This window comes from Nitratiruptor sp. YY08-10, assembly GCF_016629565.1.
Classification (GTDB): Bacteria; Campylobacterota; Campylobacteria; order Campylobacterales; family Nitratiruptoraceae; genus Nitratiruptor.
On record NZ_AP023057.1, the window covers coordinates 1,561,980 to 1,584,668 of the forward strand.

Sequence of the window (22,689 nt, forward strand, 5' to 3'; positions counted from 1 at the left end):
AGAGGAGGAAATTATACTCCCGCCTCTTCTCTTCTTTGTAGATATTCCCATCTCGCATCCACAGCTTTTTGCCATAGATCGATAATGTGTCTGTTTTCTGGTTTGAAAAGGTGCCGAAATCTTGGTTGTGCTGCAAGATACTCTTCTACTGGTATCTTGTTTTTTGGTCTGTATGTGATGTTCAGTTTTGTACTATAGATGATCCCATGCTCATCTCGCTCATTGATGATCTCATAGAGTGGCCATACACAGCTCTCAACTCCAAGATCACTTACTTCAATCGTATCTTCTGGAGCATGTTTCCACTCTGTCGTACATGCACTTTGTGCATTGATATAGACTGGTCCATAAACCTCGAAACCTTTTTGCACTTTCTTGACCAAATCTTTCCATTTGCTTGGGCTCACCTGCGCAACATAGGGTGCACCATGATCGGCCATGATCTCTACCATACTCTTTTTCATCATCTTTTCACCATAACTCACACTGCCAGCTGGACTTGTAGTAGTGCTCGCTCCTATTGGCGTTGATGAGCTTCTTTGTCCACCCGTATTTGCATACACTTCGTTATCGAGACAGACATACATAAAATTATGACCTCGCTCAAATGCGCCGCTTAAAGATTGAAAACCGATATCGTAGGTTCCACCGTCACCAGCAAATGCTACAATCTTTGGTTCTCTTCCCTCTTCTACCATCTTCTGCGTCGCTGGTGGTAGTTTGCCTTTTTTCTTCATCACTTCATAGGCTGCACTCACCGTTGCCGCCGCAACTGCTGCATTTTCAAAACCGATATGGATCCAGCTCACATCCCAACTCGTTTTAGGATAGACTGCTGTACATACTTCCAAGCAACCTGTAGCAGTCGCTACGATCACAGGATCATCTGTCGCATTCAAAACTTCTCGAACGATGATGTTGTGTGAACATCCTGGACACATCAGGTTTGCACCTTCAAACCTGTCATTTGAGAGTGAAAACTCTTTTAAGTTCTTAATCTTTTTTACCATCTCTTCCCCCTCTTAATAAAACGATAGCTTCGGACCTCTAAGTCCCAAGAACTGTTGCATTGGCACAACTGCCTCGCCGGCTTTCGCGCATTTGTCAAGATCTTCATATACACCTTTGAGCATATCAATCGTCGTATCTCGCCCGCCAAGCCCATAGATGTAGTTGAGCACTATCGGCGATTTTCCATGTGCAAGCATAGCAGCACTAATTTCATTGAAAAGTGCACCAAATGTTCCACCAGGAGCACTTCGATCCATCGCTGCGACAGCCTTGACATTGCTCAGAGCTTCTGCGACTTCTTTAAATGGAAATGGTCGAAAAACTCTCAAGCTCACAACACCTGCTTTGACACCTTTTTCTCTCATCTTATCTGCTGCGATCCTTGCACTCTCAACTGTCGTTCCAAGTGCAAAAATAGCCACATCCGCATCATCCATTTTATAGGTATATACAAGATCATACGTTCTGCCGGTTCGCTCTTTAAATTCATTAAAAATTTTTTTAATCGTACCGAATGAATTCATCAAATCATTATGCTGCCTTGCTTTATGCTCAAAGTGCCAATCCTCTTCCGTTTGTACACCGTGTGTTACCGGATTTGCCACATCAAGCATCGTATTGACCGGTTTGTATTCGCCTACAAACTCATGAGCCTCTTCATCTTGAAGCGGTCGTACGTTTTGTGCCGTGTGAGAACAGATAAATCCATCTTGATGCACCATTACTGGAAGTCTGACATTGAGATCTTCACCAATTTTAAAAGCCATCAAAGTTAGATCATACGCTTCTTGCGGATTGTATGAGCATAGATTGATCCAGCCTGCATCTCGTCCCAGATACATATCAGAATGGTCTCCGTTTACGTTCAAAGGAGCTGCAAGAGCACGGTTGACTACTGTCAAAACGATAGGAAGTCTCATCCCACTTGCTTGATAGAGCACTTCCGCCATCAATGCAAAACCTTGTGAACTCGTAGCTGTAGCTGCCCGAACACCTGCAGCACTTGCAGCCACACAGCCACTCATTGCAGAGTGTTCGGACTCAACCATAATAAATTCACCATCCACGTATCCATCTGCTAAAAATTTGGAGTAATTTTGTACAATTGGAGTTGATGGAGTAATTGGATATGCAGCTACGATATCTACTTGCGCTTGTCGTAGCGCATGGGCAGCTGCCATATTCCCATCCCAAACCTCTATTTCATTTAATTCATACTTTTTCGCCATTTGCTATCCTTTACTTCTTCTCTTCTTTTTTCGGCCATTGAGACAGAGCCTCTTCATTTTCCATATGTTCAGGAAACATCAAAAGTGATTTAGGATTGGTTGGACACACTTCCACACAAATACCACATCCCTTACAATGCTCATAAATCACTCCGATCATCTTTTTATCACGACTCAAAATGGAGATGTCCGGACAAAATACCCAGCAAAACTGACAATCAATACAGAGATCTCTGTTGTACACAGGTTTTTCAACTCGCCAATCCCCTACTTGCCATTCATGTGAGTTTGTCGGTGCATACGGTCTTTCCTCTGCAGGCACTTCCACAACATCTTCTACTGGCTCAGTGAAAGAAAAAAGTGCCGCTCCGGGAATTAGCTCATCCCATCCAAGATCTTTTATCTCATCTATATTTTTAACCTCTTTTAAATCTTTTGCCATTGCCTATCCTTTAATGTACTTCGTTATAAGCTCGCTCAATAGCAGCCATGTTTGCATCAATGATTTTTTGAGGGAATTTAGCAAGTACTCTCTTCATCGCTTCTTGGAAGTAATCAAGTTCAAACATTCCAGAAACTTTCATCAACGCTCCAAGCATTGGTGCATTTGGAATCGCTCTACCAATCGTATCGAGAGAGATCTGCATACAGTCAACCACGTATACATCTTTTCCTTCCAGTTTTGGTTGAGACTTGATAAGCTCCTCTTTAGAAAGGTGCGTTGTAATGATATATTTTGTAGTCTCTTTTTCATTTGCTGTAATATCTGCAGTGTATGTAAGACCCGGATCGATAACCAAAACATAATCTGGTCGCATGAATTTTTCATGATTCAAAATCGGTTCATCATCGACTCTGTTGTATGCCGTCATAGCAGCACCCCGTTTTGCTGAGCCATAAAAGGCAAAAGCTTGAACAAATTTTCCCGTATTTGCCACAACATCAGCCAGCCCTTTTGCTCCAGTAACAGCTCCCTGTCCCGCTCGGCTGTGCCATCTGATTTCTAACATAGTAGCTCCTATTTTTGCTTATTTTAGATTAGTTACCAAATTGTAATCAAGCACATCTTAAATCAATATTAGAGTCTATTATCTCCAATATAAGATAAAATGGCTCTTAAAGAGTTACATTCCATAATTTTGCAAGATATACACTTAACTTGCGCAGATTTTTTGGATCAGCTCAACAGCTTCCAAGGGCGTTGACGCAATGTGGGAAGAACATCTTTGCAACTGCGTATAGGAAGCATATCCACAAGTGAGACCGATGGAAGAAATATTTGCTTTGTAGGCTGCTTCCATATCCAAACAGGTATCACCTACCATCCAAGTATACTCTTTCAAAGCATCAATTTTTTTGATTGCTTTGATAAGAGGTTCTGGATGTGGTTTTGGATAAACGACATCTTCTCTGCCAATAATACAGGAAAAGTATTGCTCTAACCCAAAATATGCCATCAGCTCTTTTGAATATTTCCCCGTTTTTGTCGTTACAATTGCCAAGTTTGCAAAGGAATGTGCTAAAAGGATCGCCTCTTTAGCATTCGGAAGCAGCTTGGTTTTTTGTGTAAAAATTGTATGATAATGCTCTTTATATCTCTGAACACATTGATCAACATTTTTTTTGACACCGAGATGGGCAAACATAAAATCAAGAGGATGGCCAATCAGTTTGATAATATCTTTATCAGTTGCAGGTACGCCGCTACATTTTCGAAGTGCATAATGAAAACTCTCTAAAATTGCTTCAGTCGAATCGATGAGCGTGCCATCCAAATCAAATAAAATTGCACATTTTTTCACGGCTTTATCCAATCGATCTCATTGTGCATAATGCCAACAATCGAGGGCTCTACATTTTGAATGGAAGCATTCACCGCGGTAATGGAATTTGGAATATATAAAAAGATATAAGGATTGTCCTGTACAATAAGAGCAAAGATTTTTTGATACAGTTGTGATAATTTTGCACGATCAACTGTACTCTCAGCTTTTTTGATCAATGCATCGACAATAGGATTTTTATACGATACGAGATTGAATCCTCCGATCTTTGCTGAATCACTATGCCAGATAGAGTAGGCATCCGGAGTCAAACCCAATCCCCATCCAAGCAAAATCGTATCAAACTTTCTCGGAATAACCACGGTATTTAAAAAGGCTTGCCACTCCATCGCCCTGATATAAACCTTCACTCCTATCTTGGCCAACTGATACTGTATAATCTGGGCTGCATAGAGTCGTATGGAATTGTTCGAATTGGTCGCTATTTCAAAAGTAAGAGGATGGTTTTCATCGTATCCCGCCTCTTTGAGCAGCTTTTTTGCCAATGTAAGATCAACTTTTGGAGGTTTGATACGGGCATTGAAAGCAAATGTTCCTGGCATAAAGGGACCCGTACACACTTTGCCATGCGAAAAGAAGAGAATATCGATAAGTTCTTGTCTATCAATGGCTAAACTGATCGCTTTGCGAACCCTCGCGTCTTGAAATTTCTTTCTTTTGAGATTAAATCCCAAATAGGTATACCCGTGACTCGGCTGTTCGTAAATATTGTAATATTGTTTGAAATCACGATCTATCTGTCGCTCCAGTTGCAGAGGCGAAAGTGAACCTACATCAAGCTTTTTCGATTTGAGCATTAAAAATTGTGTTGAAGGATCGGGAACAAAATGGTAATAGATTGTATCGATATAGGGCTTGTGTTCAAAATAGTCTTTGTTTGCTGTAAGCACTATCTCACCAGAATGTTCAAACTTTTCAAGTCTATATGGACCTGTACCTATAGGATGTTGGTTGAATCGGCTCGTCATAAGGTTTTTTTCTTGCTGCAGCAGATGATAAGGAAGCATACCTATCATCCATGTCTGTAGTGCTTTATAGTATGGTTTTTTATATGTGACCAAAACATGATACGGATCGACTATTTTCACATCCTCTACATACCGGAACTCGCTCGAATAAGGAGTAAAGACCTGTGGAGAAGTAATCGTTTGGTAGGTAAACAGAACATCTTGCGCCGTAAATGGCTTACCATCATGCCATACGACATTTTTTCTCAGCTCGATCCATAATTTTGTGGGAGTAAGAAACTTCCACGATTTTGCCAAATCACCGACAATGTTTCCATTTTTGTCATATTTGAAAAGACCGTTAAATATCCATCCCGCAATCTCGCCACTTGCACTGTCTGTCGCTAAAATAGGATTGATACGGCTCGGGTTGGCACCAAGTGCCATGTGAAGTGTAGATGCGTTAAGAACAATGAGAGAAAAGAGAAGGAAAAAAATCGATCTCATTGAGAAACGGGTTCAAACTCATTACCGTCGGCATGCCATGAGTAGATACCACCTGCGAGATGCATCGCATTGGTATAGCCCATCTGATTGGCTAAAAAGTTCCCGACAGTCGCAGTTCTGCTTCCTGTACGACAAATGAGAACAAATGGCGTCTCTTTTGTTGGCACCAACTTTTGGAACGCATCCATAAATGCATCGGTATCGTATCGACCGAATTCATCGAAAAATGTGAGCAGTTTCGACCCTGGAACTACGCCCGTTTGCTGCCACTCCATGGGTGTGCGTATGTCGATTAGGACTACACCCTCGTCTTTTAGTTTTTTTAGTTGTTCAGGAGAAATATCTTTGAGCATAGTGCCCCTTTTGAAAGTATCGGGACCAAAGGTCCCAAAAGTATATTAACGTTTTGAGAACTGAGGAGATCTTCTTGCTTTGTGTTTTCCGTATTTTTTTCTTTCCACAACACGAGCATCTCTGGTCAAAAGACCGTGTGGTTTTAGCACAGATCGCAAATTTTCATCCAATGCACAAAGCGCTTTGGAGATACCATGCTTTAATGCATCAGCTTGTGCAGAGTAGCCACCGCCGAGCGTTGTAGCAACGATATCAACGCTATCGATCATTTTAGTCAAGGCCAACGGAAGGCGTACTCTGAGTTTCAAAGCTTCATGTCCACCAAGCCACTCATCGAGGCTCATACCGTTTACTGTAATTTTCCCGCTACCTTTTGTAAGCCATACTTTCGCTACAGCCGTTTTTCTCTTCCCTGTTGCATAAATTCTACTCATCTTAGTTTCCCTTTACTTGTGCTGTATGAGGATGTTCACTTCCTGGATATACTTTGAGTTTTTTAAGCATTGCCCGGCCGAGTTTTGTTTTTGGAAGCATCCCTCTTGTTGCAAGTTTAAAAAGTTTTTCCGGATTTTTTTCTCGAAGTTCAGCGAGCTTTTCACTTTTTACGCCACCAAAATATCCGGTATGTCTGTGATACTCTTTGCTCTCTTTGTTACCGCTCACTTTTACTTTCGAAGCATTGATTACGACAACGTAATCTCCACAATCCACATGTGGTGTATAGTTTGGTTTATGTTTTCCTCTTAAAAGCGTTGCTATTTCTGTAACGAGTCGACCGAAAGTCTTCCCTTCAGCATCGATAACGTGCCATTTTCTTTCAACCTCATTGGGTTTTACCATTCGTGTAAACTTCATCGTGCACTACCCTTTTACGTATTTGATGAGTGTGATTGTACACATCGTTTTATTAATTTTTGCTTAAATTTAGCTTTTTTTAAGTTTTTTCTGTTCGATCACACGTCTTGTAGAGAGTTTGTAGAGTTCATAATCTACTAGGCCTTGTAATTCTATTTTCAATTCAATATTCCATCGTCCCTCCAAAGGGAGTGATGCCCTGGCAATATATACACCATCTTTATACTGTGCAAAAACTTTTTTATCATATTTTGATGTATCTGGCCTGGTAAAAAGAACTGTGACTTTTGCATCCTTTACTGGATTTCCCGTTTTGTCTACTATTTTAAATTCAAAAGTCGTATTGGGATAGGACAGCTTCTGCGTGACAGGCATGACATCATATTTTTTATGAAATTCTCGTTTCATCTTTTCTATTTTGTAGTAGTTTTTATCCACGTCTTGATATTTCATCATAAAAGATTCATCCAGTTCAACCGGGTTGTCTATCGCGGTTTTAACAGTCCAAACACCAAGAGTAATAGCAAAAACAACGAGCGCAATTATGAAATGTGGCCAATAGTTTTTATTCATCGTCTTATAAATCTCCTATAGATAAAATTGAAAAAAATCAGTGCAAGTATAGAATAAAACACCACACGCAGCCAATAATAAATTTCTCTATTTGTATTTCCTATGCTTGATTTCAATTTGACTCCATAGCTTTTTGCAATTTGATCCGCAATCTCCGCATACCCATTCAAAAGTGCGGCTTCCACTGCAGCATCAGGATTTTTCATATGAGACGTCAAAATCGGAATAATCGTCCCTTTCCACGGCAGAGGACTCAATATCTCCTCTTTATTGAATTTATTCGATAGTGAAGGTGAATTGATGATGTCAACTTTATGGTCTTTGAGTGATAACGTAAGAAGAATGAATGGATCTTTCAACTTAGAAGCCAAAGTTTTCTCAAAATCTTTTATCTTCTTTTCATGCATCTCTTTTACAGCAGCCAAATATATTTTTATACCACTCTTTTCAAAAACCTCATTGCCTATCTCGTTGATTTTCTTGACGGTTTTTTGAGGAAGTATATCTTCATTCACAAGAACAAAGTTTCGTGAAGCAAATGCAGCAAGATTCAAAAGCAACAGGAGGGCAAATGCCCTCAACAAAGTATGATTAAGACCCATCAGCCAACATAGGCGTGAAATGGAGTTGCTACTGCCCAAAGAGAGAGTGCTGCCATACCAAGCAGCATCCATGCAATAATCGCTTCAAACTTATCAACCATGATATCCTCCTATTTTTTCAGATGATTTTGATAGATATCCCAACGCGGGAAGACAAAGATGGTGTTTCTGTACACTACAATCTTTTTCGGATCATCCACCGCATAGGCTTTGATCTTGATTGGTATTGGTGTATCTTTTTTACTGTTTTTGATCAGCACTTTGTCTGTATACAGTACTACCACTTTTTTCACTTTTTTACCTGGAATGACGGTAAATGGTTTTTTTGGCCGTTCTATCTTGATATCTTTATTGTTTACGATTTCGAAATAGTATTTATGTTTTTGTCGCTCTGTATTTTGGAACAAGAAGACGTAGGTGTTTTTCACTCTTCCGTCTGGTTCTATTTTATAGAGCTGGCTTGTTCTGTTGATGTTTAAGAGCATATGCTCTTTTTTGCTTCCCATCCAAAAGAGCGCCACGAATGCGATGGTGAGCATCACGATGTATGCGATAATTCGAAATCGAAAGACGCGTGTAGGTTTACCGCTTTCCAGTGCGTAGTAGCTTGTCCAGCGGACCAGGCTCTCTTTTCCTAGGGCCCCCATCACTTTTGTACAGGCGTCTGCGCACTCAAGGCAGTTGATGCATTCTAGCTGCATCCCTTTTCGTATATCGATATGGGTCGGGCACACTTTGACGCAGGATTCACACAAGGTACACTCTGCGTTTTCGCTTTGGGCTTTGAGCTCTTTTTTGTTATGGACGATCAGGTTGCCATGTTCATCGTAGATGCGTCCGCCCCGTTTATAGTCATACACTGTCTGGAAGGTATCTTCATCGTATAAAACGGACTGTACTCTTGCGTATGGACAGATGTAGATACAGAAGTTCTCTTTGATAAAGACCACATCTGCAATCAAGAACAGAGCGATCCCTACCCAAAATCCCATCAAGATCGTATGGTTGGCCGGATCTTGGATATATTTTATGAAATCTTCTGGTGGAACGAAGTACCACAGAAAATCTGCCGCTGCGATGAAAGCAAGAACGGACCAGATGAGAATCGCTATTGCTTTTTTCACTTTATTTTCCGGTTTACTCATATCCGGTTCGATCTGTTTATTGCTGATCCGTTTTCTCAAGTGCAGCAGTTTTGTCTCAATCAAATCTCTATAGATCACTCGAAAAATAGTCTGTGGACAGCTCCATCCGCACCATACTCGACCGCCAAGGGTCGTGATGAAAAATATCCCGAAAAACAAAATCCAGAGCAAAAACGGCATCAGGTACAGCTCTTGCATATCGAACCGTACGAAAAACAGATGCAGTTGCATATGATCGAAGTTTAATAGAAAAAAGTGGTTGCCGTTGATTCGTATCCAGGGCAGCACCAAGCTTACGATTGTCACAATCGCAAACATTATATACCGCTTATATCGATATGGTACCCAGTTCTTGAGGTACTCTTTGGCCTTGTTTTTTGGTGCTGCACCTGTTACTGCCATATTACTTCTCTACAAACTGATATTTATGTTTTACGTCTCCGCCAACAGGAGTACCATGAACAATGATATGTTTTTCATTTTCAAGATCGGGACCAAACATTTTTATCCCAAACGGATCTTTCACTTCATAATATTGCTGCGCAGTCGCATTTTGTGTTTTTATAGCCGCAGCACTCAAAAATGCAAGAATGCTCAGGAGCAATGCTACCGCGATAAAATAGCCTGTGAGACCGTGGAATGACCAAATGCTTCTATTTTCCATCTTACGCTCCTTCACTTAGTGACCGAATATATGTAGCCACTGCTTTTTCTTGAACAGGAGTGAGTCTGCCTTTGAATGCCGGCATTTTTCCAATTACTCCATGTTTTCCATGCTCAAGTACATGAGTAATGATTGTATCATCATATTCTCTCAAGTTTGGTGCCATGCCGTTCATCCCTTTTCCATCTGGCCCATGACAACTTGCACATGTACTTTGGAAAAGTTCTGCACCCTTGTCATTTCCTTTAAAGCCATTTGCTACATATTCTGCAACTGCTTCAGCGTCTGCTCCGCTTAGAAGTCCCGGAGGCATCATGCCCATAGGATAGCCAAACTGTCCATTTGGATTACCAAGCGCGGCTGAGCCTTGTTCGATAACACTTAATACAGATTTTTTCAAAAGTCTTCGTGTCAAATCTTGCGCTTTTCCTTCAATTCCTGTTCCATCAATTCCGTGACATGGAGAACATTGAACCAAAAAGACACCTTCACCCATTCCAAGAAGATCTTCTTTCGTTGGATTAGCCCATTTACTTTCAAATTTTGCGTTGTATGTTTTTACCTCTTTGTTGTATTCACCGATTTGTGAATAGGCATTGAGAGGATATCCAACAAGCCAATACCATGCACCCCAAATGATTGTCCCCATGAACGCCAAAGACCAACCGATTGGAGAATTGTTTTTATATTCACCGATACCATCCCAGTTCTCTTCCTTGAGAACCCCTTCACTCTTACCCTCTTTGATCTGCTTGAAGTATTTTGCTGCAACACCGATAGTCAAGATCAAAATTGCGGCAGCACCAAGCAGAGCCAGCTGGTTGACATTATCACTTAACCAATTCATTGTGACTCCTTCTTGTTTTCTTCTTCTATAGGCTCTACAGGCTTGGATGTAAGCTCGTCATCGAGCGCCATCTTCCCATACTTTTCGTAATCCCTCTCCCCCTTTTTTTCGCTGCGATACAGATGAACAATGTATCCATACAGGACGAATGTCAAAAAGATAATAAGGGCAAGATAGAGTACGCCCTGTATGAGTCGTGCATCCATCGCTTACTGCAACCTGTTAAGATATGCAATCAAAGCAACGATTTCAGGGATTTTTCCCTGTTTCACCATATCCACAAGATCTTGTCGTTTTGTATCTTTAGCTATTTGTAAAGCCTCTTTCAAAGCTCTTTGTTTTGCTTCTTCAAAACTGCCAAGTGGAACATCTACTTTTCCGTCACCATCCAAGTCTTTGTCATAAGGAACATTAAATACTTTTTTCACAGTCAACGCTTCTGCATATGCTGTCTCTAAATCAGCTACATTTGTAAACATATGTTTATATGCTGGCATGATAGAACCTGGAACAACGCTTGTCGGATCCCACATATGGTTTGCATGCCAGTCACTTGTTCGGTAGTTTCCTACACGGTGAAGGTCTGGACCAGTTCTTTTGGAACCCCAAAGGAATGGTCTATCGTATGCATATTCACCGTTGAGGCTGTACATACCGTATCGGTCTGTTTCACTTTTAAATGGTCGAATAAGCTGTGAATGACACGCGTTACAACTATCTTTGATATAGACTTGTCGACCTGCTAATTGGAGCAGATCATATGGTTTTGCTCCCGCAACGGGGCGAGATTGCTGAGCGAAATCTGGAACGATTTCGATAAGCCCAGCAAATGCGATCACTACAAATACGCCAACGGCGAAGAAGAACGGGTTTCTTTCTAACCATCCAAACATGCTGCCTCCTTATGCTGCCATCGGTGAAGCGAACTGAGGTTCTTTCTCGATCGCTTTTGCCGCTGTCATAGTTTTATAGAAGTTATAAGCCCACATAAATAGACCTATGAAATAGAACAGACCTCCAATACCTCTGAGTGTATAGTATGGGTGAAGTACTGTTACTGTATCGATAAATGAGTACGCAAGGTTACCATACTGGTCAACTGCTCGCCACATCATACCTTGTGTAATACCAGCAATCCACATGCTTGAGAAATAAAGCACGATACCTGTTGTTTGAAGCCAGAACTGCATTTCAAGAAGTTTTTTGCTGTAAATTTCTCGTTTGAAAAATCTTGGAGCCATATGCATAATTGCTGCAATAATCATGAATCCAACCCATCCAAGAGTACCATCGTGTACGTGTCCAGGAATCCAGTCTGTAAAGTGCGCGAGTGCGTTTACAGATTTGATTGATTGAATTGGACCTTCAAGAGTTGAAAGCATATAGAATGTAGATGCAAGAACCATGAATTTGATAAGTGGGTTCTCTTTAAGTTGTCCCCATTCACCTTTCATTGTTAGAAGCATGTTGAGTGCACTTCCCCAAGATGGCAAAATAAGAATAACTGAGAAGATCGAACCCATTGTTTGCATCCAGTCAGGCACAGTAGAGTAGATCAAATGGTGACCACCAGCCCAAAGGTATACAAACATCAATCCCCAGAAAGACAATAGCGAAAGTTTATATGAGTACACTGGCTGACCAGACTCTTTTGGAAGATAGTAATAGATCATAGCAATAATAGGTACTGTGAAAACAAACGCAACCGCATTGTGTCCAAACCACCATTGCACCATCGCATCATTGGTTCCAGCATACATACTTACTGAGTGGAGCGGATCTCCCATACCAGTTATAAGATATGTTGGAACTTCCATATTATTAAATAGGTAAAGCATGGCAACACCAAGAAACGTTGCGATGTAGTACCACATAGAGATATAGAGTGTTTTCTCTCTTCTGATACCAATGAGACCAAAAATACTGATTCCCCAAAGTACCCAGATTAGTACAACCAAAATATCAAGAGGCCACTCAAACTGTGCATACTCTTTTGATGTTGTATATCGTGCAAGCAAAGAAACAACTGCCAAAAGTGCAGTGATGAAATAGAGCCAAAAATGTAGCTTACCAACAGCCATCAAAAACTTGCTTTCGGCAAGACTAACTTTTAACACTCTTTGACCAACATAGTACCATGTAGCCCAGATACCGCTCAGTGTAAAACCATATGCCACTACGTTTGTGTGGATTGGTCGAAGCCGGCTAAAAAGGGTATACTGCCCAGCCACATAGTTTAATTCTGGAAACGCCAACTCAAAGGCGATCCATACGCCAATTCCCATCCCCAATATACCGAACAAAATGGCTAGATAACTAAACCATTTCGCAACGGTATAATCGTACTCGATTGCAGGATTTTGCATCTAATACCTCCTAATAGATTTGTCACTATTTTGACATTACACAAAGAAATTATAGGAAAAAGAAGTTATGATGAAGCTTAAATGATAGAATTTTTTATTTACTATATTTAATTAAGTTTTGTCTAATAATAAACTGTATCCCAACCCCGAATAGTTTTTGATCAACTCTTTATAGGTTTTTTGTCGAACTCTTTTAACAAGGGTTCTTAAAGCATTATTCGAACACTCTTCATCTTCCCAGATGGCTTCTTCGATTGTCTGGGTAGGGACGATCTGTCCAGCATGATCGAGTAAAAGATCTAACAGTTTTTTCTCTTTCTTTGTTAATTTGCTTACATTATTTTTATGTACTATTTTCGCTTCTGATGCGATGTAACGAAAACCTTGGCCAAGATCATATACTTTTTTTGAATACTTTTTTTCGAGGAGTTCGCAAATGTTTTTCTTTAGCTCTTCTGGATCAACCGGTTTGATTAAATATTTATTCACTCCGGCCTCTATCGCTTTTAAAAGTCTCTCTTTTTCACTATATGCTGTCAGCATAATGACAATTATCTGTTCATACTTTTCTTTAAGTTTTTGAACAAAATCGAGTCCGTCTCTTTTTTCACCAAGTTCAATATCGCTAATAACCAGATCATATCTATGTTCTTCAAGAAGCTTTTTCGCTTCATTAAGATTGGATGCAGTATCAAATCTTTGGAATGTCCCTGTCAATATCTCTTTCATAAGATTTCTAATCGTCTCTTCATCCTCGATGTAAAGAGCTTTTACTCCTTTTAATAACGATTCACAAATCATTTTATTCCTTTTTCAAATGGATCACAAAGCGTGCACCACCATCTTGGTTTTGCACAAAAAGCTCCCCTTCCATACTCTCTTCTATGATCATTTTGGACATATAGAGTCCTAGACCTGTACCTTTTTTGCTCTTTTTGGTTGTGAAATAGGGTTCGAATATTTTATCCAAATATTTCGCTTCAATGCCACCGGCATTGTCTTGTATTACAATTTCGATAATATCGTTGATTTTTCGGCACCTTATTTCAATCTTTTTCTCTTTTCGTAATCGATCATCGAAAGCTTCTATCGCATTGGACAAAATATTTAAAATCACTTGGGAAAACTCATTGGGATATCCATAGCATGAAAGATTGTTTCCCAAATCAAGATCGAGCCGAATTTCTTTTTTCTTTATAGAACCTTCTAAAATAGAAACTGCCTGCAAAATCGCTTCATTTGGATCAAAAGGCTCTTTTTTCTTGTTTGGTCTGAAAAAGTTTTGAAAATCATGAATAGTCTGAGACATTTGCGATAGGAGTTTTTTCCCTTTTTCGTAACACGCTTGTTTCTCGTTTTCGTTTGCATAAACCATTTTATATAAAAGTAGGCCCAATTCCATCAACGGCTGTCTCCATTGGTGGGCGATATTTGCCATCATCTCTCCCATGGATGCAAAACGGGCCTGTTGAAACATCAAACGATCTTTTTCCCTATTTTTTTCCACCTCCTCTTCAACTCTCTTTTCCAGTGTTGCATTGAGAATTCGCAACTCTTTTGTCTTCTCTTCCACCCTTTTTTCCAACTCTTTGTTGAGCAGCTCCAGCTCCCGCTCTTTTTTTTGCAATCTCTCTTGCAGCTTGACACTCTCTGTGACATCGTATCGGATTGCAACGAATTCGGCGATCTCTCCTTTTTGGTCCAAGATGGGTATGACTGTTGTATTGACATAAAACGTATTTCCAGATTTATCCAGATTCTTTACCGTCCCTTTCCAAATTTTCTTCGCCAAAATCGTATCCCAAAACTCTTTGAATTTCGATTTCGGCACATCTGGATGTCGGACAATATTGTGATTTGATCCAATCAGCTCCTCTTTGGCATAACCCGATATCTTGCAAAACTCTTCATTCACATAGGTGATAATGCCGTTGATATCTGTCTTTGAAAGAATATTGCTGCTGTCAATCGCTTTTTGGTACTGCTTGAGCATAAAAATCTTATGCTGTGCCTCTTTTTTTGCTGCAATCTCGCTTTTGAGATAATGCAACAGTTTTGGAAGGCGGTCCGAAAGATCTTCAAATGCTATAAAATGTCGAACACCATATCGATAGGCTTCATAGAGCTGATCGGCATCTTTTTTCCCAATAAATACAGTGTGTATGTTGCGAAAAGAGTGGGCAAGCTTTGGATCCGTGTCCAAAAAGATCACATCAGCTTCCAATGCAGAAAGATTTTGAAACTCTTCGGCAGTGACAAAAATATATTCACATCCACATGCTCGGAAAAAGGGTTCAAAATTGTTTGGATGTTGAACAACGGCGACTATTTTCATAGAGATATTGTAGCAAAGAAGCAAACCAAACGGTTTGCTCTATATCAAAAGGTGTATCGCAGATTCGTATAGAGATATCGTCCTGGCTCATGAATGAGTAGTGGCACCGCCCCTGTAACAAGAGCACGACCCACATAGGTATTGTTTGTGGCATAATCTTGATCAAAGAGATTGTCTACACCTACATCGATAGAAAATTTCGGAGTAATTTGTTTCGAAGCTTTCAAATTTACCACTGTCCAGCTTTTGATAGCCTGTTCGCCATTGTCACTGTCGTAATTGTTCCATTTGGCACTGTAACGAATCTCAGCTGATGCAAAATAGTCTCCAGTATCGTATGAGTAGCTTACACTTGCATGAAATGGAGGGACCATCGCCATATCATCATCACTCTGCCCAGGTATTTGATCATCTTTTTTCCCTCGTTGATACGCCATTTTCGCTTCAAAAAGGCCATACTCTCCTACTGCATAGGCTGAATCAAAGGCCGCTCCATAGATATGGGCATCGATATTTGCATAGGTCAGTGTCCCTGCACTATCTTTGTACGCATAAATATAGTCTTTGAGGTCACTGTAAAAAAGCGTCACTCTGTAACTGCCATCTTCACCGATACTTCCTTCGTATCCCAAATCCAGTTCTCTGTTTTTCACCTCATTCAGATCCGGATTTCCTCTACGAACCCATGGATTTGATAAATTTTTGTTATATGCTATGAAATAGAGTTCGTTTGCATCAGGTACTCTCACACCTTGTCCCAATGCAACAAAAAGTGCATCTGTATCATTGAGATGGTATTTTGCAACGACGTTTGCACTGAGATCATGAAAATCTCTTGAAGTTTTGTTTTTATAATAATTTGCTACAGGTGTAGGGATCAATGGATTGTTGTTCCACTGTACGTTGGTATCGATATCGGTCCAGTCATACCGGATGCCAGCTTTCAGATCCCATGCACCATATTTTCTTGATCCTTTGAAAAAAATTCCACGATTGATCGTATCGACATCAGGAATACGCACCTGTCTTGGTGTTTTGGAAGGTTCATTCAGGCACATTCCGTTCCACCCTCTCTTACTCACATCGATTCCTGTTTCTACATTCCAAGCACCAATCAAAAATATATTTTTAAGCTTGACTCCTTTCGTCTCGCTTTTGGCTCTATGGGTTCGATACAGCATTCCAGGTGCATTTCTAAACTTTGTTCCCATATCGTGTTTGACTCGATCATAGTAGATACTTAGCACCAATTTATCCGAATATGCAGAAAGGTGTTTGATGGTGTAATCGGCATTGAGCATGATTGTCTCATCTAACTGTGCATCCATTTGAAACGCTGGATAAAGAACATCGTTTGCTTTATCACTATATAGTCTCACTTTTAATTGTTGATTGTCATCAATATCATAGATGAATTTTCCTCGAATAACTCCTCGTTTATACGCATCCATATCTTTATACTGCTCTTTATACGCATTTGGATTACTTTTTCCAAGAACTGCCCAGTTTTGCTCAACTAACGTTTTGCCAGAGCCATCTTCATACTGTCCGCTTGATTCTCTCACAAGTCCAAGGGAAAATTTGAACTTTTCATCGCCACCATTGAAATTCACCGCACCTTTTTTATAATCAAAGCTCCCTATTGTCGCTTGAAGTGAACCAGAAAATCCAGGTTGTGGATCTTTTGTCACAACATTGATCATCCCACCCATACTGCCAAAATTTTCTACATCAAAGGGACCCTCTTTGACGATCACCTTATCAATTTGAGAAATAGAGATATGCATAGCAGGCGGATCCATTCTGTTTGGACATGCGCCATAGATTTTTGCCCCATCGATCAAAACATTCACATCATCTCTTTTAAACCCGCGTAAAACGATATCATTGCCGATCGCACTGGCACGTACCATGTTGATCTCAGGATTGGTGGAGCTTAAAATTTCGCTTAAATCCTGCTGTCTTGTAAACTGTACCTGATCAGAGCTCAGTTTCTCTGTTTCGGCACTTGATTCAACTGTCACCGTTTGAACCTGTAATGTTTGGGCGCACAAAAGCGTAGCAAGTGAAAAACACAGAACTATAGGCTTTGTCATATTCTATCCTTAATATATAGTTTTAGTTATTATGACAAAGAAGTGTTAAGCGGATGTTAATCGGAGGTCCTTGAAGCAAAAGCTTCAAGGAGTAAGAATGAAGACTGGCATTTTGATTATAAACAATAATTGTTAATTAATTGTAAATAGCTCAGTTTTTATTGCATTTGACCAGTTCGATATTTTTAATGCTTTCGAGCCGTCCTATTATTTTGTTGAGCTCTTCGATATTTTGCTGACACTCTTGTTGGAGCTTTTCTCGTTTTTCTTTGACTATTGCAATCTGCTTTTCAATGTCTTCAATGGAGACTTTGCAGTTTTTTGCCGCTTCTTCCTCTTTTTGAAGCACCCACTCTGTCATCTTTTTTAAAAATTCCAACATTATCTCTTCCTTTCTTCTAAGATCAATTTCATAAACTCTTCGAAAATATACGCACTATCATGTGGCCCGGGACTCGCTTCTGGATGGTGCTGTACACTGAAAATCGGCTCGTCTTGATACTTAATCCCTTCGATTGTGCCATCGAAAAGGTTTTTGTGTGTTACTTCTGCAATGGTTTCGATCCCGACTGGTACATTGTAGTTGTGGTTTTGTGCAGTGATTTCCACCCGTTTTGTCTTTTCGTTACGGACCGGATGGTTGCCTCCGTGATGACCAAATTTGAGTTTATAGGTAGGATAGCCATGGGCGATAGAGAGAAGCTGGTGTCCAAGGCAGATACCAAACATCGGTATTTTTGCTTTGATCAATTTTTGAATCTTTTCATGCACATCTTCCAAAATAAGCGGATCACCTGGCCCATTGGAGAGAAATACACCATCTACTTTTCCCTCATTGTACTCTTCTATAATTTTTTGTGGATCGAAAGTATGAGGAAGCACATGGGTCTCCAACCCCGCCTCCACGAGATGGTTCAAAATATTTCTTTTTACGCCAAAGTCGAGCACATAGATTTTTACTTTTGGTTCAGGAGCCGGTTTGTAACAAAAAACCTTCGCATCATATGTTGCTTGTGTATGCTGATAAGGTTCTTTCGTAGAAACCGCTTTGATATAGTCAATCTCCTCGATTCTTGGTGCTGCAGCCAAAAGTTTTGCAAGTTCATCTCGATCATCAATCTCTGTTGAAGCGATCATCATACACGCACCATTGTCACGAACATGTTTTGTAAGTGTTCTTGTATCGATATCACATATCCCCATGACATCATACGCTTTCAAAAGCTCATCCAGTGCTTTTTGCGCTCTAAAATTGGAGTATCTTTTTTGGTAGGAACGAACAATGATCCCCTTTGCCCAGGCTCTTTTGCTCTCCATATCCTCTTCATTGACACCAACATTGCCGATTTCCGGCATGGTGAAGGTGACAAACTGTCCAGCATAACTTGGATCGGTTACGATCTCTTGATATCCCGTCATAGAGGTATTGAAGACAATTTCGCCAGTTTTCGTTCCTTCACTTCCAAAACTTCTTCCCTCAAGGAAAAGCCCGTTTTCAAGATAGATCCATACCTTTTTCATACAAGCATCCCCCGACGTTTCAATTCATCTTCAAACATCTTTTTAAAGACAAGTTCAAACTCTTCACTTCCCGGAATGAGTTTTCTTTTGTAGTTGGAAATCTTTTCCAAAACAATATCTTCAATCTCGTCATATGTTTTGATATATCCTGTAATTGCGTCATAAATAACATTTTTTACTTTATTGTCCGGAACGGAGTAGTTGATCAAATCCTCTTCGTACAATTTCTTCAAAATCTTGTGCGCAATATCGTTATATTTGTCTTCATAATTTAAAATGACTCCATATTCGGGGGCCAATTTCTTTTTGATCATCCAAAAGAGCTGTTTTCTGTCCGCAAGCATCAAGTCCGGATCCTCTTCCTCCTCTTTCGCTTCAATGAGTTCTCGGACTCGTTCATCCAGAGCAGCCTCCTTTTTGAGCTCCTCTTCCAATATCTCTTGCGCTGCTCGCACAACCGGTTCTACACCGCTCGTTAACATCACAAAGCCGCTTTTCACTAAATCGATCGCTATTTTATTGGCTACATAAGGGGCATGCGCCACACGTAATCTCATTGTTTCTCCTTACCGTTTGATCGTATCGGCTCGATCAGGACTTGTAGAGATCAAAGCAATCTTTGTCTCTATCAACTCCTCTATCGCTTCGATGTAGCGTTGTGCGTTGAGTGGAAGATCTTTCCATGATCGGATGCCTTCCACTTTTTCCCAACCTTCAAACTCTAGATAAATAGGTTCTACATTCTCTAGATCACTTACCACATAATCGATCTCTTCACCCTCATACAGATATTTGCTCGCCACTTTTATCTTCTCAAATCCGTCAAGCACATCAAGCTTCATCAATGCCATCTCATCACATCCATTGATTCTTGAAGCATATTTTGCAGCCACTGCATCAAACCATCCGCATCGTCGCGGTCTTCCAGTCGTTGTTCCAAACTCATGCCCCTGCTTTCGGAGTCTCTCGCCATCTGCACCATTGTCTTCGGTAGGAAATGGCCCATTACCTACTCTTGTACAATATGCTTTTGCGATACCGATGACTTTCCCGATATCTTTTGGCGCAAGCCCGAGTCCGGTGCATGCTCCCGCAGCAATTGTGTTCGAACTTGTAACATACGGATAGGTCCCATGATCAATATCGAGCATTGTCCCTTGCGCGCCCTCCAATAAAATTTTTGCTTCACCAAGTTCCAAAAGATCCCACAAATAATTGGTGGTATCCACAACATAGGGCATCAAAGCTTCTTGATACCGTTGTAGCTCGGATCTGAGTTCCTTTTCACTCGGAAAAGAGACTCCCAATGCTTCGAAATAGATTTTGTTTGTTTCAAAATAGTCCAAGATTTTTTGAAGAAGAGCATCAATATCTTTCAGCTCTCCTATTCTATGACCCTGACGACTCACTTTGTCACTGTATGCAGGTCCAATACCTCGTCCCGTCGTTCCGATAGCATTTTTCCCGCGAAGTCGCTCTTTGGCTCTGTCGATCTCTTCATGATATTTGAAAATCAAATGCGCTTTATCACTGATAAGCAGTCTTCCGTCAAGATTGTCAAACTGCTCCATCTCTTTTAAAAGAGCTGCTGGACTGACGACGACACCGTTGCCTATAATATTGACAGCCTTCGGATTTAAAATACCGGAAGGAATTAGATGCAAAGCGATGGTCTTGCCATCTACGACAATCGTATGTCCTGCGTTGTGACCACCCTGGTACCGACATACAACATTATACTCCTGGGCCAAAAGATCAACAATCTTCCCTTTCCCTTCATCGCCCCACTGTATTCCAACGATCAAATCTGCTGCCATTATTCACCTTTTACCACATGTATCAAATAATCTGTATATAGAGAAAAACCGTTCGCTTCCACTCCTGCGGCCTCATACTCTCCGCCCATGGCCAGCGTGCTGTTTTTTTCAAAAAATCGGAAAAAAAGATCTTTATAATAGCGCATTTTGGCATAATACAAAGGTGCTAATAAAAGTTTGTCATATTGAATACTCAAAGCAAGCTCTTTCATCTTCAGAAGTTCTTGCTCAATCTCCTCAGGAACTTCTGCGATACATTCATCAATCTCTTCAACACTTTGTAGATACAGAAGCTTTTCAATCCAAGGATGCTGTGTCTGCAAGATAGTATGAATATCGCCATTTTTGAGTTCTTCATACCCAAGGCCATAATTTTGGGCCAAAATTTCCGGTATTTTAATATTTGAAATTTGTAGATTTGGAGTTATTTGGAGTTTGTCAAAAAATTTGATCAATATTTTCAAGATAGCTGCTACATCTTTGCTTTCCAAAACTTCGGCGCCAATTTGATGAAACTCCTCGGTAGGATAGCGATACACCGGCTGGATATAGAACCACTTTTTGTGTTCTGTGCTTCTACCCAAACGATTTGTAATGAGCCGCACCACATCTATGGTGCTATCTGCTCGTAAAGAAAGTTCTCTATTTTTATCGTCACTTAAACGAATCAACGCTTTTTCATCTTCGATGAATTTATGCTGATGGTACGAAAAAAGCGGTGTGGCTATCTCTTCAAACCCTTCAGCATATAAAATCTCGCTGGCTATCTTTTCGATATCTCTTTTTATCTTTGCCGTCTGACCAAAATAGAGCCTAGCCCCTTTTGGTATTTCGTGATCCTGTACCATATCATTCCTCAAAATAGATTGTATTGAAGATTCTATTGGCTTCACCTCTGTATTCGATTCTGCCAAGATCACTGAGTGCCTTTTCTACTGCATTGACCACCCATGCAGCCTCGTTTGGCTCGATAATCCCCATATGATTGATTCGGAAGAGTTTTCCTTTGAGATGCTCTTGCCCTCCGGCCACCTGAACACCATATCTGTTTTTCAAAATTTTTCGGATCTCTTCAGCCTGTTCATCATATACAGCAGTCATTGCATTGGCTGGTGATTTTGGATAGATCTGCAAACCAAGAGCTTCCATCGCAACTCTGGTTGCCGTGGCTCGTCTATCTGTTTGATCATACACCTCATCCATGCCAATCTCTTTAAGCATGATCGTAAGCATCTCTTTGAGACCTATCACCAAAGTTGTAGCTGCAGTATAGGCGGTTGTCCCCTCTCGCTGTTTTTTCAGCTCACTGGCCAGGTTGAAATAAAACCCAGCTCCGTTTCCAAGACGATTGATGGCATCTTGACTGAGTCCTACCATTGCAAGACCAGGAGGCAGCATCAAAGCCTTTTGGCTTCCAGTAATCAAAGCATCGATATTTTCCGTATCAATCGGCTCAACGCCTACAGCCGTTATCCCATCGGCAATCACCATAATGTCAGGATTGACAGCTTTAATAGCAGCCGCTATATCTTCAACCGGATGTCTAAGACCACCTGCGCTTTCACAAATTTGGATACAGAAAGTATCAATATCGGGATGTGTCTCGATAGCTTCCAAAACATCACTTTTTTGTGCCGGTGTATCCCACTCATACTTGAGTTCCACCACATCTTTTCCAAATGCCTGACCAATCTTGACAAAACGTTCACCAAATTTACCGGCATTGACAACGAGCATTTTTTCTCTGCACAGATTCGTTACGCACGCCTCCATAGCCCCTGTCCCTGTAGAAGCCAACATAACCGCATCTTCCATATCCAAAAGTTTTTTTAACAGGATGCGGGCCTCTTTGAAAACAGCACTAAATTCCGGAGTTCGATGATGCAAAGTAGGCATTGCCATAGCCTGGCGAACTCGTTCCAAAACAGGAGTTGGTCCGGGAGTAAAAAGTAACATCCTCTTTCCTTTTGTCAAAG

Annotated in this window: 26 protein-coding genes; all 26 read right to left on the reverse strand. The window is 40.6% G+C overall.

Annotated features, from left to right (window positions below; all coding sequences use genetic code 11):
- Positions 1-11: 11 nt before the first annotated feature.
- The 26 genes from JG735_RS08335 to JG735_RS08460 all read right to left on the reverse strand — a co-directional run bounded on the left by JG735_RS08335 (position 12) and on the right by JG735_RS08460 (position 22,669).
- On the reverse strand, positions 12-1,010 hold the full coding sequence (locus JG735_RS08335; RefSeq protein WP_201334611.1) for a thiamine pyrophosphate-dependent enzyme: 999 nt from the start codon (positions 1,008-1,010) through the stop codon (positions 12-14).
- Between the two features lie 12 nt (positions 1,011-1,022).
- Positions 1,023-2,240 (reverse strand): 2-oxoacid:ferredoxin oxidoreductase subunit alpha, encoded by a 1,218-nt coding sequence (locus JG735_RS08340; protein WP_201334612.1) that lies wholly within the window; start codon positions 2,238-2,240, stop codon positions 1,023-1,025.
- A gap of 10 nt (positions 2,241-2,250) precedes the next feature.
- Entirely contained in the window at positions 2,251-2,682 is a 432-nt protein-coding gene (locus tag JG735_RS08345) for a 4Fe-4S dicluster-binding protein (RefSeq protein WP_201334613.1), read from the reverse strand.
- A gap of 10 nt (positions 2,683-2,692) precedes the next feature.
- Positions 2,693-3,250 (reverse strand): pyruvate flavodoxin oxidoreductase subunit gamma, encoded by a 558-nt coding sequence (locus tag JG735_RS08350; RefSeq protein WP_201334614.1) that lies wholly within the window; start codon positions 3,248-3,250, stop codon positions 2,693-2,695.
- Between the two features lie 144 nt (positions 3,251-3,394).
- Positions 3,395-4,054 carry an HAD family hydrolase gene (locus JG735_RS08355; protein ID WP_236583960.1) on the reverse strand — a complete coding sequence of 220 codons (660 nt, stop codon included), beginning with the start codon at positions 4,052-4,054 and terminating at the stop codon, positions 3,395-3,397.
- Entirely contained in the window at positions 4,039-5,538 is a 1,500-nt protein-coding gene (locus JG735_RS08360; protein WP_201334615.1) for a peptide-binding protein, read from the reverse strand. The genes JG735_RS08355 and JG735_RS08360 overlap by 16 nt, the downstream gene beginning before the upstream one ends.
- Positions 5,535-5,891: a rhodanese-like domain-containing protein gene (locus tag JG735_RS08365; protein WP_201334616.1), complete on the reverse strand. Its 357-nt coding sequence runs from the start codon at positions 5,889-5,891 to the stop codon at positions 5,535-5,537. Before JG735_RS08365 ends, JG735_RS08360 begins: the two co-directional genes overlap by 4 nt.
- A gap of 45 nt (positions 5,892-5,936) precedes the next feature.
- A complete protein-coding gene (gene rpsI / locus JG735_RS08370; RefSeq protein WP_201334617.1) occupies positions 5,937-6,326 on the reverse strand; it encodes a 30S ribosomal protein S9 in 390 nt (129 codons plus the stop codon).
- Position 6,327: 1 nt separating this feature from the next.
- Complete coding sequence (gene rplM / locus JG735_RS08375) at positions 6,328-6,747, reverse strand: 50S ribosomal protein L13 (protein ID WP_012082979.1); 420 nt, start codon at positions 6,745-6,747, stop codon at positions 6,328-6,330.
- Positions 6,748-6,816: 69 nt separating this feature from the next.
- Positions 6,817-7,320 (reverse strand): FixH family protein, encoded by a 504-nt coding sequence (locus JG735_RS08380; protein ID WP_201334618.1) that lies wholly within the window; start codon positions 7,318-7,320, stop codon positions 6,817-6,819.
- Entirely contained in the window at positions 7,317-7,922 is a 606-nt protein-coding gene (locus JG735_RS08385; RefSeq protein ID WP_201334619.1) for a TPM domain-containing protein, read from the reverse strand. The genes JG735_RS08380 and JG735_RS08385 overlap by 4 nt, the downstream gene beginning before the upstream one ends.
- Before the next feature lie 110 nt (positions 7,923-8,032).
- Complete coding sequence (ccoG, locus tag JG735_RS08390; RefSeq protein WP_201334620.1) at positions 8,033-9,469, reverse strand: cytochrome c oxidase accessory protein CcoG; 1,437 nt, start codon at positions 9,467-9,469, stop codon at positions 8,033-8,035.
- A 1-nt stretch (position 9,470) separates the two neighbouring features.
- Complete coding sequence (locus tag JG735_RS08395) at positions 9,471-9,731, reverse strand: DUF4006 family protein (RefSeq protein WP_201334621.1); 261 nt, start codon at positions 9,729-9,731, stop codon at positions 9,471-9,473.
- A 1-nt stretch (position 9,732) separates the two neighbouring features.
- Positions 9,733-10,578 (reverse strand): c-type cytochrome, encoded by an 846-nt coding sequence (locus JG735_RS08400; RefSeq protein ID WP_201334622.1) that lies wholly within the window; start codon positions 10,576-10,578, stop codon positions 9,733-9,735.
- Positions 10,575-10,784, reverse strand: a complete 210-nt coding sequence (locus tag JG735_RS08405; RefSeq protein WP_201334623.1) for a cytochrome c oxidase, cbb3-type, CcoQ subunit — start codon at positions 10,782-10,784, stop codon at positions 10,575-10,577. Before JG735_RS08405 ends, JG735_RS08400 begins: the two co-directional genes overlap by 4 nt.
- Before the next feature lie 3 nt (positions 10,785-10,787).
- On the reverse strand, positions 10,788-11,471 hold the full coding sequence (ccoO, locus tag JG735_RS08410; protein ID WP_201334624.1) for a cytochrome-c oxidase, cbb3-type subunit II: 684 nt from the start codon (positions 11,469-11,471) through the stop codon (positions 10,788-10,790).
- 9 nt (positions 11,472-11,480) lie between these two features.
- On the reverse strand, positions 11,481-12,944 hold the full coding sequence (gene ccoN, locus JG735_RS08415) for a cytochrome-c oxidase, cbb3-type subunit I (protein WP_201334625.1): 1,464 nt from the start codon (positions 12,942-12,944) through the stop codon (positions 11,481-11,483).
- 111 nt (positions 12,945-13,055) lie between these two features.
- A complete protein-coding gene (locus JG735_RS08420; protein ID WP_201334626.1) occupies positions 13,056-13,745 on the reverse strand; it encodes a response regulator transcription factor in 690 nt (229 codons plus the stop codon).
- A 1-nt stretch (position 13,746) separates the two neighbouring features.
- Positions 13,747-15,279, reverse strand: a complete 1,533-nt coding sequence (locus tag JG735_RS08425) for a PAS domain-containing sensor histidine kinase (protein ID WP_201334627.1) — start codon at positions 15,277-15,279, stop codon at positions 13,747-13,749.
- A gap of 44 nt (positions 15,280-15,323) precedes the next feature.
- Positions 15,324-17,375: a TonB-dependent receptor gene (locus tag JG735_RS08430; protein WP_201334628.1), complete on the reverse strand. Its 2,052-nt coding sequence runs from the start codon at positions 17,373-17,375 to the stop codon at positions 15,324-15,326.
- A gap of 151 nt (positions 17,376-17,526) precedes the next feature.
- Entirely contained in the window at positions 17,527-17,757 is a 231-nt protein-coding gene (locus JG735_RS08435) for a hypothetical protein (protein WP_201334629.1), read from the reverse strand.
- The gene (carA, locus tag JG735_RS08440; RefSeq protein ID WP_201334630.1) at positions 17,757-18,896 is read right to left on the reverse strand and encodes a glutamine-hydrolyzing carbamoyl-phosphate synthase small subunit; all 1,140 of its coding nucleotides are present in this window, start codon (positions 18,894-18,896) and stop codon (positions 17,757-17,759) included. The genes JG735_RS08435 and carA overlap by 1 nt, the downstream gene beginning before the upstream one ends.
- On the reverse strand, positions 18,893-19,453 hold the full coding sequence (locus tag JG735_RS08445; protein ID WP_201334631.1) for a DUF507 family protein: 561 nt from the start codon (positions 19,451-19,453) through the stop codon (positions 18,893-18,895). Before JG735_RS08445 ends, carA begins: the two co-directional genes overlap by 4 nt.
- 9 nt (positions 19,454-19,462) lie before the next feature.
- A complete protein-coding gene (locus tag JG735_RS08450; RefSeq protein WP_370583474.1) occupies positions 19,463-20,716 on the reverse strand; it encodes an adenylosuccinate synthase in 1,254 nt (417 codons plus the stop codon).
- Positions 20,713-21,561: an ATP phosphoribosyltransferase regulatory subunit gene (locus JG735_RS08455; RefSeq protein WP_201334633.1), complete on the reverse strand. Its 849-nt coding sequence runs from the start codon at positions 21,559-21,561 to the stop codon at positions 20,713-20,715. Before JG735_RS08455 ends, JG735_RS08450 begins: the two co-directional genes overlap by 4 nt.
- Position 21,562: 1 nt before the next feature.
- Positions 21,563-22,669, reverse strand: a complete 1,107-nt coding sequence (locus tag JG735_RS08460; RefSeq protein WP_201334634.1) for an alanine--glyoxylate aminotransferase family protein — start codon at positions 22,667-22,669, stop codon at positions 21,563-21,565.
- Between the last annotated feature and the right edge of the window lie 20 nt (positions 22,670-22,689).